At 52.2% G+C, this 13,509-nt stretch carries 6 protein-coding genes; 1 reads left to right on the forward strand and 5 read right to left on the reverse strand.

Annotation, left to right across the window (positions count from 1 at the left end):
- Positions 1 to 2 precede the first annotated feature (2 nt).
- The 3 genes from sprA to BLU47_RS05710 all read right to left on the reverse strand — a co-directional run bounded on the left by sprA (position 3) and on the right by BLU47_RS05710 (position 9,473).
- Entirely contained in the window at positions 3 to 7,346 is a 7,344-nt protein-coding gene (gene sprA, locus BLU47_RS05700; RefSeq protein ID WP_091960156.1) for a T9SS outer membrane translocon Sov/SprA, read from the reverse strand.
- Positions 7,347 to 7,403: 57 nt separating this feature from the next.
- Complete coding sequence (gene ruvA / locus BLU47_RS05705) at positions 7,404 to 8,006, reverse strand: Holliday junction branch migration protein RuvA (RefSeq protein WP_091959685.1); 603 nt, start codon at positions 8,004 to 8,006, stop codon at positions 7,404 to 7,406.
- Positions 8,007 to 8,096: 90 nt separating this feature from the next.
- On the reverse strand, positions 8,097 to 9,473 hold the full coding sequence (locus tag BLU47_RS05710) for a hypothetical protein (protein ID WP_091959688.1): 1,377 nt from the start codon (positions 9,471 to 9,473) through the stop codon (positions 8,097 to 8,099).
- A 284-nt stretch (positions 9,474 to 9,757) separates the two neighbouring features.
- Between BLU47_RS05710 and BLU47_RS05720 the strand changes: the two genes are divergently transcribed.
- Complete coding sequence (locus BLU47_RS05720; protein WP_091959693.1) at positions 9,758 to 10,657, forward strand: diaminopimelate dehydrogenase; 900 nt, start codon at positions 9,758 to 9,760, stop codon at positions 10,655 to 10,657.
- Positions 10,658 to 10,695: 38 nt separating this feature from the next.
- Here BLU47_RS05720 and BLU47_RS05725 read toward each other — a convergent pair whose 3' ends face one another.
- Together BLU47_RS05725 and BLU47_RS05730 are read right to left on the reverse strand one after the other, a co-directional pair.
- Complete coding sequence (locus tag BLU47_RS05725; RefSeq protein WP_255402105.1) at positions 10,696 to 12,006, reverse strand: histidine phosphatase family protein; 1,311 nt, start codon at positions 12,004 to 12,006, stop codon at positions 10,696 to 10,698.
- Positions 12,003 to 13,499, reverse strand: coding sequence for a M6 family metalloprotease domain-containing protein (locus BLU47_RS05730; protein ID WP_091959696.1), 1,497 nt, complete (start codon positions 13,497 to 13,499; stop codon positions 12,003 to 12,005). The genes BLU47_RS05725 and BLU47_RS05730 overlap by 4 nt, the downstream gene beginning before the upstream one ends.
- Between the last annotated feature and the right edge of the window lie 10 nt (positions 13,500 to 13,509).

A 13,509-nucleotide genomic window follows, 5' to 3' on the forward strand; every position in this document is an offset into this window, starting at 1 on the left:
GCCTAGCGCGTCAGCGAGAATTTGAGCGACAGTCCGAAATCGTGGGTGGTGGTAGGATAGCTGCTTGACGACAGCAACGGCGTGTTGGTCTGCCTGTCGTAATAAGCCGAGAGCGTCATCAGGCGCGACAAGGTATAGTCGGCCATGAACGACATCTTAAACGCTGAGTTACCGCTGGACGCTGCCGAGGTGCGCGTGGCAATGTCGCGGGTGATGGCAGCCTGGTCGCGCAGCGAGATGTCAAGGCGCAAGTTGAGGTCGTGGTTGATGCCCGACTTCCGATTACTGGTAGAACTGGTCTGAGTTGTCTGACTGGTTCTACTATTTTTTCCGCTCTGTGCCTTCCTGATCTTCCGCGTAGCCCCGCTGCCGAAAAGGCGGAAATCGCTGACCTTATAGCCGACGCCGATAACGATATCGTTGGAACGACTCTCGTTGATCTGCACACTGGTCATCGAGAGGTTCAGCACACGGGTGCGCCGATACTCAGCCTTGAGCGTCAGGTTGTTGAGGAAAGTGACATCAGCACCTATCAGCGGTGAGAACGACTCGTTGATGCTCACCGTAGGCACGTTCCACCCCAGCAGCGACGCCGTCTCCGTGCTGCTGGTATAGCTGCCGAGGGCGAAGATGCTCTTGTAGGAGTGGTTGAGGTTCACCGACTTGAAATGGTCGCTGAACCAGCGCAGCTTCGAGAGTCCCGAATAGCGGATGGTCCAGTTGGGCAACAACTTCCACAGCGACGGCATAAAGTCGAGCGAGCCGCGTCCGCTGGAGGTATAGGTATCCAGGAAGGCCGGTATCATGACCGCCGCGCTGTACTGCTTGACATCAGCCACCCCGTAGTGTTCCGCAGCCATCTGCTGGAAACGGGGCAGTGCATCGCAGAAGCGCTGGAAGACTGCCGAGGGATAGCCGCTATTGGCATCGCCCATGCCTTCGAAAGCCGACGAGATGGAGATGGTGGTCATGTTAAACGTGCCCGACTGGGTGGTAGGCATTCCGTGATACATATACTGGATGCGGCGCGAACGGCTCTCGGTGCGCGCTGCGTTGAGGTCAATCTTCAGGTCGCGGATGGGTTCCAGCGTGGCGCGCACCTGCAGGTCGGTAGTCTGGTTGGTGGAAGCCGGTGTGGCAATACTGTCGGCCATTACCAGCCAGTTGTTGTCAACCGCTTTCTGCAGATAAGAGTCGCCGACAACACCGAAGGCGAAGTCGAGACCTGGAGCCATCACGCCACCGGTGCGCTGTCCGAAGGCATCGCCGATATTCGGCTTAAATCCCGGCAGCGACATCGAATACTGGTTGCGGTAGCTGATGCCGATGGAGCGCACCATCATCAGCAGACGGGCAGCACTCTGAGCGGGCTTGTACCACCACGCATTCTCCAATGGCGGCTTGGCGGTGACGGTCAGCTTGACATCCACGCTGTCCACACCTTTTATCTTAATCTTATTCTGGTCTACCACCTTATATTTTATAGGATAAGAGTGGCCGTCCTTGGTGCGCGCGGTGACTATCAGGCGCTTGGTCTTCTTGTTGTGCGTCACGATGAAGGAAGAGTCAGGCAAGAGAGACAGCTCCTTCTGGAAGGAATTCTTGTTCTTCGGCAACGAGGCCTCTGCCTTGTTCTTGGCGGCATTGTCGTTGGTCTTGCCACTTGTCTTGGAGGTCTTGGGATCCTTCACTTCCTTGGGCTTCTTCGGAGCCTTGGTGATGGGTTTGCGGAAGCGGTCGTTGACCTTTTTGAGAAACGGGAAGTGGTTGTAGAGCGTCTCCATGTTGAAGTTGCCGTTGATGTTCAGCTGACGATTGTTGGAGATAGTGTTACCCAGATTGGTACCGTCGTTGAGTTCGGTACCCCTTACCCAGTTGTAGGTCGCATTATACGTCGCGTCAGAGGTTACCCAGTCGAAGATAGGCAACTTGTTGAGCGGCAACTGATAGGAAGCGGTGAACGTCTGGCGATAGTCGAGGGGGCGTCCGAAATGTTTGATGCTCTGCCAGACGGAGTCCTTCCAGGCCTCATAGTGGTCGGGATAGAGTTCCTTGTTTACGGGCAGGTTGCTCAGCGGCTGTTCGATTTCAGCCTGCGTACCCGACTGGAAGTTCATGTGCAGGTTGCGGGTGAAGTCCCATCGCAACGAGAAGCTACGGTTCCAGAGGAACTGCGAGTTGAAGGTGATGGGCAGGCGCGATCCTCCCAGGTCCTCCATGTTACGCTCCTGCAGCTCGTGGTAGACGCGCGTCATCTCCGTATTGAACGAGATGTTCTGCGGCAGCCAGTTGACGCCAAACGACTTAGGCAGCGCCATCCACTTCGACTTGCTCTTCGACTTGGCAAACGGTTCCCACGGCTTGTATACCGGCGAATAGGAATAGTTCAGCGAACCGCGCCACTGGTCTTCGCGCTCGTAGACCGTTGTCTCGCCCGACGTATAGCGGTGGGCGTGGCTGTAGGAGAAGGAGAAGTTGGCAGGGTCGTAAGGCATCGGGTGACGCTTGGTCTTGATGCCGAAACGCACGTTAGACAGCGAGAAGTTGGTGTTAGTGGTACGCGTCACGGCAATGCTCTCGATGGAGTCGCGCTCATGGGAAGTCATGGCGTCCAGGGCATCGTCCAGCTCCATGTCAGTATCCAGCGGGTTGTACTTCGGCCGGGTCTCTTCCTTCGTGACCGAATAATAGAGCGGAGCGGTCACCTTCATCTTGTCGGGGAAGAACTTACCCAGTTCAACATTGGTGGTCAGCGAGTAGGTCTTGTAGTTGTCCTTCGAGCGGGCTGCAACGCCATCCTCCAAACCACCGAAGCCCTCGGTGATAATCTTACCCGTCAGGTTGACGGTGGCCACGTCAGACAGTTGCATGTTCAGCGCTCCAGAGGCTGCCCAACCGCCGCTGCTCACCACATCCATCAGGCGCAGTTCGTTGACCCACACCTCACCCGACTTGATGGTACCCGAGAGGTTGCGCACACCAATCATCATGGTCTTCACCTCGCCCAACGAGGGGTTACCCATGATGCTCACCTTGTTGTTGGGACGGTCGGGATCGTAGTCGGAATAAAGCATCGAGTAACTGCCCGTACCGATGGAGCGTGCCTTGTTGCGTGCCTTCTTCAACCGCGTGAAGATAGAGAGGTCGATGTCCACCATATTCTCCTCGGGCCATACGGCGCGGCAGTCGTTCAGGTTATACTTGTTGTAGTCATTGCGGTCGGGGGTGAGTTTCAGCGGGACGACATACTCGTAGTAGTTGCTGGTATAGTCGTTACCCAGGCGCACGAAGACAGCCAGCTGGTCGTCAGCGAGGTTATAGTCGTCGATGAGATGGTTGGCATGTACGAACATCTGCATGCGCTGATAGAGGCGCAAGTCGAGGGTGGTATTGCGGTAGACAGCCTTGGACTCGCCCAAAGACAGGTTCTTCACCACCATGTTGAGCGCCTGCTCGTTAGCCTCCGTCAACTGGGGCTGCGAGGGGTCGGTAACGCGGGAGATGCCCGGAGGCAGCACGTAGTTGACCGGACGCTTATTGTTGTTTTCCTCGATGTTGACGGCGCTGACCACGATGTTGCCGCTGTTGCTGCCGGTAGTCAGCGGCTGATCGTAGATACGCCATTCGCCACGTACCAGGTCAAGCGAACCGAAGCGGAGCACGATGGGCTTGTTGAAGTGGGTCAGGAACATGCGCATGAAACGGATGCTGGTCAAGTCGACGGTACCTTCCTTGTAGCTGTACTGCGACAGAGGGATACGGAACTGATACCACTTGACCGTCTCGCGGTTTCCGTTGCGCAGCGTCACCGAAGCCTCGCGGATGTCGGTGATGAAGTTCTGACCCAGTTGCAGGTCCTGCGGACGGATGCTGACATGATACTGCAGGAAGCGCTCGTATTCGTTGAGGGTGTAGTCCTGATTGATATCCTCCACATCGGGGAATGTCTTGTAAGAGGAATCGTAGCCCTCCGTCTGCTGGTCGCTGTCCGGTGAGTTGCCCTGAGGCATGTTGATGCGCTTATAGCGGTCCAGGATAGATGTCTTGCGTTCGTCAAAGTCACTGCCGCGGAAGTAGTGGTAGTTATCGTTGGCAGGGTCATTATTCCACGCCTGGCGCACGCTGTCGTTGACCTGCACGTTCTGCAGGAAGGCCGCATAGGCAGGCTTGCTGCGCTCCTCCTCGTCGGTCAGTCCGTTCAGTCCGACATCCTGCTTGGCGCGCGCGCCGGTGGTGGTGGCAAAGGCATAGGTCTGGGTGGGCTGCACGGGAATCCTACCCCATGCCGTCTGCGTGAAAGAACCCGTTCCGTCAACAGGCATTCCACTCTCATAGAACTTCTTGCCATCGCGCAGGATATCCTCGCTGACCTCGCCCAGGTTGATATAGAGGTCGCCGCCGTAGTCTGACGCATCGCTCTCGTTTCGGCTGTAAATAAAGGGGTCGAGCATCCAGAACTCGATATACTCGACATTGGCTGCCTCGAAGTCGTTGGTGTCGAGCTTGCGCATCATTCCGCCCCAACGCTGGTAAGGATTGCGCAGCGTACCGTTCAGGTTGACATCGGTGGTGAGGTTATACGGACCGCGCTCCTCCGGATAGTAGGCCATGTTGAGCACGGGCAGCGTGTTGGTGGCACCGCTGTAAGTTGACTGGTTGCGGTTGGGATAGAGCTCGTTGACATAGACAGCACGCACATAGTGGTTGCTGAGCTGGTCAAGGTCGCTCTTGATATGGCTGGGCGTCAAGCTGGACGAGCGGTAGGTGAACAGCGGGTCAATGTTATACCAGGCCAGCAGGGCACGGTTGAAGCCGCTGGTCACCGAGTCGTTGTCGGCATATTCGGGGAACAACTTAGGCACACTGGAGATGACCCACGACTTAGGTTCCAGCACGCTGATGCCGTTCTTGGCATTCTCGAAGTCGTCGATATACGAAGCATTGTCCTGCGTACCGCTGGCCGTTCCGGCTATCAGGTGGGCAAATTCACCGGTGAAGGTTATCTGCGAAGGCGCGGTACAATGCAACAGCGGCAACTTGTCCAGCATTCGCGTCAGCCACTGGCTCTCGGTCTTCCAGTTGATGTTCAGGCCCCACAACGTGTTCTTCAACGGCTCAGAACCCATCACCACCTTGGAGGTGAGCGCCTGTTCGCTGAGGTGTTGCAGCGTACCGCCAATCTGTAAGTTCTTCGAGAACTCATACTCCCAGTTGAAGCCAAACATGCGCTTCCGCTGCATACCATACTCGGTATTGCTCTCCAGGGACACGTTGACTGCCGTTCCTGCATCGATGATGCTCTGGTTGAGGATGGTCACCTCACCGGCTGAATAGTCGACGCTATAATCTGAACCTTCCTTCAAGATGACACCGCCGGCAGTCACCACCACGGAGCCCTGCGGCACGTTATAGGCTCCCAGCGAGATGACGTTGGCTGAGGTGCCCTTGAACTGTCCGACCAGCTTGAACTTGTTCTTGTTCGTCATCTGACGGGCTGCCGTGCGGGTGGTATCGTACAACTCGTAGAAGGTGTATTTGGCAATGCTGTCCTCAGGGAGTCCACAGCGTCTCAGGAATTCCTCCAGAGTCTTACCGAAAGGCTCAGCAGAAGGGAAGAACACGCGACCGTTATGCACGGTGTAGCCTTCCACGAAGTCGAAATAGCCGTTAGGGTTGACGCGGTTGTTGTTGTCCAGGCGGTCACAGCCCAAGCCTCGCAACAGGGTGGTATTCTTCGAGCGTGAATCCGGGATATAGTTGAGGTAGACACCTGCCGTATCGCTCTGGTATTTGATGTCCAGACGGAAGCGGGTGCGCTCCACGGTAGATGCCAGGTAATACACGTTCTTCATCATCAGGTCCCAGTTAGCCTGATGCGGACTGTTGCTGGTATTCTTGAGGGCTTTGACATAGAGCGCCTGACTGACATTATCGCTCTGGTCGGCGGCAAACTCGCCCACCCTAAAGGTCTGTCCGCCATAGGTGTATTCGTAGGACACAGCGAGCACTTGGTCGGTCTGCAACGTGGTCTTCAACGAGATGTATCCCAAGGCAGCGTTGAGTGTATATTCCGAAGTGGTCAGCAAACGGGCAGAAGCCAGTTTCTCGTAGTCCTCACCGCCCTCGAAAGGCGCTGTCAGCACCGTACTTGTCTGGTCGATGTTACGGGCGTCTGCATAGGTTGTCGTCAGTTGCTGATACTCGTTGTTGGCATTGTTCTGCGGCAACTGCGACTGGTTCCCGCTACCACCCCACTTTCCGGAGGTGCTCTCGCCCAGTTCCGAGAATGCCACGATATTACGCGTGTTGGCAGTAGTACCGGTCTTGTTGGTCACCCACACCTCGATACGTGTCACGTTGATGCCGGTTGTCAGGTTAGGCAACTGCTGCATAGCGGCATCATAGCGCTCACGGAAATAGCGGGAGAGGAAGAAGTGGCGGTTCTCTTCGTAGTTGGCTACGTTGAGGTCGAACGGTGTCATCTGGGTGCCTCCCTTCGAAGAGACGCTCTTGGTCGTTGAGTTCTTCTGCGAGATGACGGTCTGCAACTTCAGCCTGCCGAACTGCATGTCGGTGCGGAGACCAAACAGACTGCTGGCTCCCTTGACCAGCGAGTTGTTAGAAGGGAAGGTGACGTTGCCTGCCTCTACCAGTTTGATAATCTCATCCTCCTTGCCTTCGTAGCGCAGCTTGATGTTCTTCGTGTCAAAGTCGAAGGTGGCATCGGTGTTGTAGTTCAGATTCATGTTCACCTTGTCACCCACCTTACCAGTCATGTTGAAGTTGATTTTCTCGTCGAAGTCAACAGCCTTCGTCTTGCGGTTGTTCTCAGGCAGCGAGGGATTGTCTACATTTTTCAGGTTGACACCCAATTTCAACTCTGCCGTTCCTTGTGTCTTGATGCGCACACCACCAGGACCGAAGATCTTTTCTGCGGGACCTAAATCGAAGTGCATATCGGTGAAATCGAACTTCTCCTTACCCTTGTTCGCCACATTGGCGGCATCTTTCTTGCGGAAGAAATCGCGCAGCTCACGTTTTTCCGACCATGCCTGATACTCTTCGGGAGTCATCAGCACAGGGGCATTCAGATAGCTGTCTCCTATCTTCGAGCCTATGACATACATGCCCGTGGAGTCGTTATAGGTCACTTCCTGACGAATGTTCTCGGGGAAGTGGAGGTCGATAGCCGACGAGTCAAGATCGGCTACCTCAATAGGTGCGGTCTTCTGAATCTTCCAACGGGGATGAAGCAGCGAGTCGGGTATCTCCTCATCTTCTGCATGTAATACAGGTTGCCCATGAGGCACAGGCTTCTGCTGTGTCTTGTCGTCCTGCGGAGGCATAGCCAGAGCGCTGATGCTCAACAGGATGGCGGAGATATAGGCAACGCGCTTCAACGATTACTTAATCTGTTTCAGCGCCAGCTTAACCACTTGCTCAACAGGCAGGTCGGGCTGTTCGGTGAGGATGGCTACAACGACCTTCTGAGTAGGAGCCGGAGCAAAGCCTAACATGGTGAGGGCACTGACGGCCTCGTCCTTCACGGCATTGTTGACAGGTGCTGCCATCGTTCCGCCAGCAGGTATCTCTTCAGCAATGCCCAGGGCTACAATCTTGTCGCGAAGGTCTACGATGATACGCTGTGCGGTCATCTTACCAATACCCTTGATGCCCTTCACCAGACGCTCATTACCCGTTGAGATGGCGTTGCACAACTCGGCAACACTCATCGACGAGAGCATCATACGCGCCGTATTCGGGCCCACACCGCTAACGCTGATGAGCAGTTCAAACATCTCACGCTCCTTCTTCGACACAAAACCGTACAACAAATGAGCATCCTCGCGGATAGACTCATAGACATACAACTTCACGTCCTTCTTGCCCTGAATGGCACTATACGTATTCAGCGAGATATTCAGCCCATAACCTACACCCGCAGTTTCGACAGTTGCCAATGCGGGGGTTAACTCTGTCAGTTCACCCTTAATGTATTCAATCATAAAAAACTAATATTATAATATTACACAAAAAAAACGGGCAGAAACGCCCGTTTATTGTGTTATAGCATCTAAAATGCTAAAAAAGCAAGTTTAGAATGCTGGGTAGAACCATGAGCCGGGAACACTTACGTTCTCCTTCATCCAATCCCAGTCAACAGGTGTAGCGATGATCATAGGAGCCTCGCCAGCCTTCGGGAACGGAATGTTGAACACAGCACCATTGTCCTTGTTTCTAACCTTGACAGAGATATTGTTGGTCAATGGGTTCCAGCCTTCGATATCAAACTTCTCCTCGAGATCCTTACCAAGCACACCCTGCATCTCAGGCAGTACAGTGTTACCAATGGTCAACTGGAAGGGCAGCAAACCACCCAGGTGACGCAGAACAGCACTCTGTGTCTTCTCAGTCTTAACCAGATCGTTAGCGGTTACCTCACCGTTGGTCAGCGTTCTCTTGTAAGTATCCTTCACATTCTCTGTTACATCAATAACAACATCGTTGAAGTCGAAGTCACCAATGCTACCCAGGTCTTCAACCATATAACGCTTGGTGGTAGATGACTCAACTGTGTACTCATCTTCTTCAACCTTGATTTCCTCGGGAACTGAGGGGTTACCTACGATTGCCAGAACGACATCATTGAAGTCACCGTCAGAATTTGCACCATTATTGTCCTCAATACCAACATACTTCACAATAGCATCCTTGTGCATCTCAATGCCCTCGGGCTTTGCATCAGTATCAACATAGATAGCCTGACCGTTAAAGGTACCAACAGAAGGCTTTTCTGTCTGTCCTTCCTTCACATTGGCAACGTAGATTTCAATCGGGGTGCCTACAGGAGCCTCTACATACAGACCATTCAGTGCTGCCGTTTGGCCTAATTCAAAAGTATAGCCATCAAACAGAGACCAGTGAACTTTACCTGTCAGCCACTCGCCATTGACATAGGCACGAGAAAAATCTGTCCAACTCTTTGAGTAAAGTTTTACGGGTTTTTCGTTGCCGACCTTCACATACAAATCATGAGTCCACATGCCCTGCACACTAACAGGATAGATGGTGAATGAGTTGCTGGGAGCAGTCAACACAACGGGAACGCCTTCATGCTTCGTACCATCGGGGAGCACCTTCTGGATGGCATCAAACAGCGGCTTGTTCTTTCCGATTGTACGGTTTGTCAGCTTATACTTACCAAAGCTATATTCTACATCATAGTCCAAACCAAATTCCAAACCTTTTACAAGCTTGGTTTCAATTGCAGTAGTAGCACGAGTCTGTGAAGCAGAGAGAGTCGTCAAGTCCCAAGACTGATCGAGACTGATTCCTTCATACGTGTTTACGAACTGCTGAGCATACTGAGCCTTCTGATTGCTCTCGATAGCAGCAGGATCGTAAAGGTTTGTTTCCTTTGTACAAGCCACCATTGAAAGGACGGCTGTACCGATAACTAACAGCTTTTTCATTTGAATAAAAATTTTAATGGTTTATTATTTAATCTAGAAAGTTCACACCTTCAATTGATTTCGACTGCAAAATTACACATTATTTTTAAAATAAGTGTTTTTTTTACCACTTTTTTTGAAAAAAAATTCAATTTCCTTGATATAAAGCATAAATTAAAGGACAGGATTTCGCATGCGACTCGAAAGTTTTTCGATAATTTTTAGGGCAAAATGTCACGATATTAAAGAAAAAGTAGTACTTTTGCAAGCAGAATTACAAAAATCGACCAACAAAGAAACAAATTATGAAGAAAATCAGAGCAGCCGTCGTAGGTTACGGCAACATTGGAAAGTACACCGTTCAGGCACTGGAAGCCGCTCCCGACTTCGAGATTGCAGGTATCGTACGCCGGAACGGTGCCGATGAAAAGCCAGCAGAACTGGCTCAGTATGAGGTTGTTAAGGATATCAAGGAATTGAAGAACGTTGACGTAGCCATCCTCGCCACCCCTACCCGCTCGTGCGAGGAATATGCCAAGCAGATACTGCCGCTGGGCATCAACACTGTCGACTCATTCGACATCCACACCAACATCCGCGGCTATCGCGAGCGTCTGATGGCCATCAACAAGGAGACGGGCACCGTGAGCGTTATCGCTGCCGGATGGGACCCGGGATCCGATTCCATCGTACGCACACTGATGCAAAGTCTGGCTCCTAAGGGACTGAGCTACACCAACTTCGGACCCGGTATGTCAATGGGCCACAGTGTCTGCGTACGCTCCAAGAAGGGTGTCAAGAATGCGCTTTCCATGACCATTCCTTTGGGGGAGGGTATCCACCGTCGCATGGTATATGTCGAGTTGGAGGATGGTGCCAAACTGGAGGATGTTGCTGCCGATATTAAGGCCGACCCCTATTTCGCCTCTGATGAGACGCATGTCTTCCAAGTGGAGAGCGTAGATGACGTTCGTGACATGGGACACGGGGTTAACCTTGTACGAAAAGGAGTCAGCGGACAGACACAGAACCAGCGCTTGGAGTTCAACATGCAGATTAACAACCCTGCTTTGACCGGTCAAGTTCTGGTCAATGTGGCTCGTGCATCCATGCGCTTGCAGCCTGCTTGCTACACGATGATTGAGATTCCTGTCATCGACATGCTTCCAGGCGACCGTGCCGACCTCATCGAGCACTTAGTATAACCCGCTCATTATCATACCTTCCATAAGAAAAGTGCCCCCTATTTCTGGAGGGCACTTTCTTTTTCTTTACCTTCAAACCATTCCAACCGTTTCAGGTAGTACTGGCGTAAGTCTTTCCACTTATAATAGGGGAACTGCCTGGTCTTTACAGGCAACGTTGCCTCACGTTCGTTCAGGAGCGCCTTCACCAGGATGTCGCCCTTGCCCGAGACAGGCCGGTAGAACACCAGTTGGATGTTGCACGCCATGGGATAAATCTTATAGTTGCGCCACACCTGATCGAGGTTTTCAAGGTCGTCCGTAACATAGCCGCAGTTATCCAACTCCAACAGGCAAGCCAGAGGCATCACACAAACCTCATGGCCGAAGCGTAGCACAGCACTGGTTTGCTTCGTAGTATCAGCCACCTGAATGATGTCCTTCAACAGGTTAGCCTGACAAAACGGCTGCACCACACCACCCAGCGGAGAAGCACCATAGTCAATATACCAGCCCATGTTACGGACACGCCACTGAGCATAGATTTCCTCATCGGTGAAATAGGAATAGAGGTCGAGTCCTAAGTCATGACTTTGCATATTAGCGGCAATGTCGAACAAGCTGGCAACGAAGTTAGCAGCCTTCACACTATCGGCAGCCCACTGAGCATCATTGAACAGCACACCCATCAACCGCTCAGGATGACTTTCCTTGAGCAACTTGTTTTCCAGCTCATGACGTATACTACGGGTGCTCTTGCGAACACTGTCAAGGAACTGCGACCGAGGCTGGTTCAGGTAATATTGCAAAGACTGGCTTACATCGTTATGAAACTGAGCCGTGGGATTGGCTGCAGCAATTTCTTCACACTCAGCCACCATCGAGAGGATACAGCGGATAACCACGGTAGAACGGGCATCAACAGGTAAACCTTCCTTCTTAAATATCTCAGGGAAGTTCTGAGCCATACGTTTTCCGATGCCATGGTGCTGGCGTTCACCAACAGTTGTAAGATCGCCTAGGCGCTTGATGGATGACTGGTAGATTATATCCACCTGGCGCATCACATCCTCGCCTGCAGTTGTCAACTTACCTTGCTCGCTTGCCTTGCGGAGCGTGTTCAGAACGCCAGTATACTGATGTTCATTGATCAGCCAACGAGACCCATGACGTCCGTAGTGGTTCATCAGGTAGGGTTCATAACCTTTCGGCGCTGGTGTGAGCGGTTTCGTGGCAGGGTAGTTGTCATAGTCAAGATAGTTACTTGCTGACAAGAACTTGTTAGCCTTAATTTCTTCGCGTGCTGTCTGAGCGCTCATCGTGAGCACCATGCAACAGGTCAGTAAGAGGACAGTCAGTCGTTTCATCATTTGTTTTGTGTTTTATGTTTCATCACTTTCTTGATTGTACCATTGGAATACCTTATAATATATATCGGTCCAAGGTCATAGAGTGTCTCAGGCAATTGCTGAGTGGTACGTTCTTCGATTCCTGTGGGTGTATCTTCCGTGAAGCGGAAGGAGGCCAAGCCGTTGGTAACGTCAATGTCGCGCACCGACTTGTTCATCAGCTTAGTGCCGTCGGTATTCTCGTTATTGAGCTTGGCAGCAGGCGTAGAGCGGTTGGTCAGTGAGTCGTTAGTCAGATAGGGATAGGCCCAATTTGAGATTAACGAAGTGGAATTGTTGGCATTGAAGATAGTATAACGCTGTATTTTGCTGCTGTTGGGAGTATCCGAAACACTTGTCCAGATGCTGGGGTCGAAGTCTATGTGGAAAATAATGAGCCCACTGCCGGGAAGAGCACTATCCCACCTTTCCTGCTGGCGGTTCTCCACCATGTAATACTCATTTTCATATCCTTCGTTGCGTATAAGATAGGCCACACCTTCTTCTGTCAAGGAAGGCATGTTGGTGATGGTAGTATTATACTCCAGTTCTGTTGGCGTGAGCCATCCCATCAACCAGCGCTCGTGGGCAGAATAGTTGGCAGGACAGAATCCCTTGCCATTGTAGTTGCCCGAGTCCATAAGATCCCATTCATCGACATATTTTACACTTCCACGATAAAAGTCAGGGAAGCCGAAGCAGTGGGAGTACTCGTGGCAGATGGTACCAAAGGAGGTCTTCACACTCGACGTATTAACCTCTTCCTGCACACAGCAGTAACAATCTACCAAGTACTGATTCTCACCATCGGTAACAGGAATGGGATTGCAATAGTCTCCTATCTCGGGGCCTTTCTGATGTTCGCTCATCCACCACTGATGGGGCCAGATGGTGTCACTGCCACCACCAGCATTCTGTCCCTTTCCAGCATAAACGATTAGCAACTGGTTAATGAAGCCGTCGCCGTTCCAGTCGTAGAGGCTCCAGTTGATGTTGCGCGTCTCCAGCTGCTCCATGATGTCCTGCACCAGATACTGTGAGTTTTCATCGGAGGAAGCATCGCTGGCATACTTCTTAGCATTGCCACTTACCTTCACATATACCAGGTCGAAGACGGGGCAGAACAGGTTGTAGCTCTGGGCGCAGAAGTAGTCGCGTATAGAACCTTGGAAGGAACCCTCCGCATAGCCCTCAGTATTGAAAATATTGTTCCACAATTCCAGCGTTGCAGTCTCGTCTTCCTTAAAATCCTTATCGGCATAGGCTACCATCACCACCAACTGATGAAGGTCGCCCACGTAGAAGTCACCACCCACCTGCTTAGGCTGGCCACCTGAAGCACCACGACGCAATGCCATACCTTCCGGTCTGGGTGTACCAACGCGACATCCACGTTGGATAATAACATCCTGTGCTGCTACCGAGATAGTCAGCAGCAGCAACAGGATTGCTGTTATCCATTTCTTACCTTTCACTTTACACTTT

Origin of the sequence: Prevotella sp. tc2-28, assembly GCF_900107705.1 — a bacterium.
Classification (GTDB): domain Bacteria; phylum Bacteroidota; class Bacteroidia; order Bacteroidales; family Bacteroidaceae; genus Prevotella.

Bases quoted from the DNA above. Each gene is read 5' to 3' on its own strand.
- BLU47_RS05720 (WP_091959693.1), top strand. From the start codon at position 9,758: ATGAAGAAAATCAGAGCAGCCGTCGTAGGTTACGGCAACATTGGAAAG.
- ruvA (WP_091959685.1), bottom strand. From the start codon at position 8,006: ATGATTGAATACATTAAGGGTGAACTGACAGAGTTAACCCCCGCATTG.
- sprA (WP_091960156.1), bottom strand. From the start codon at position 7,346: ATGCCTCCGCAGGACGACAAGACACAGCAGAAGCCTGTGCCTCATGGG.
- BLU47_RS05710 (WP_091959688.1), bottom strand. From the start codon at position 9,473: ATGAAAAAGCTGTTAGTTATCGGTACAGCCGTCCTTTCAATGGTGGCT.
- BLU47_RS05725 (WP_255402105.1), bottom strand. From the start codon at position 12,006: ATGATGAAACGACTGACTGTCCTCTTACTGACCTGTTGCATGGTGCTC.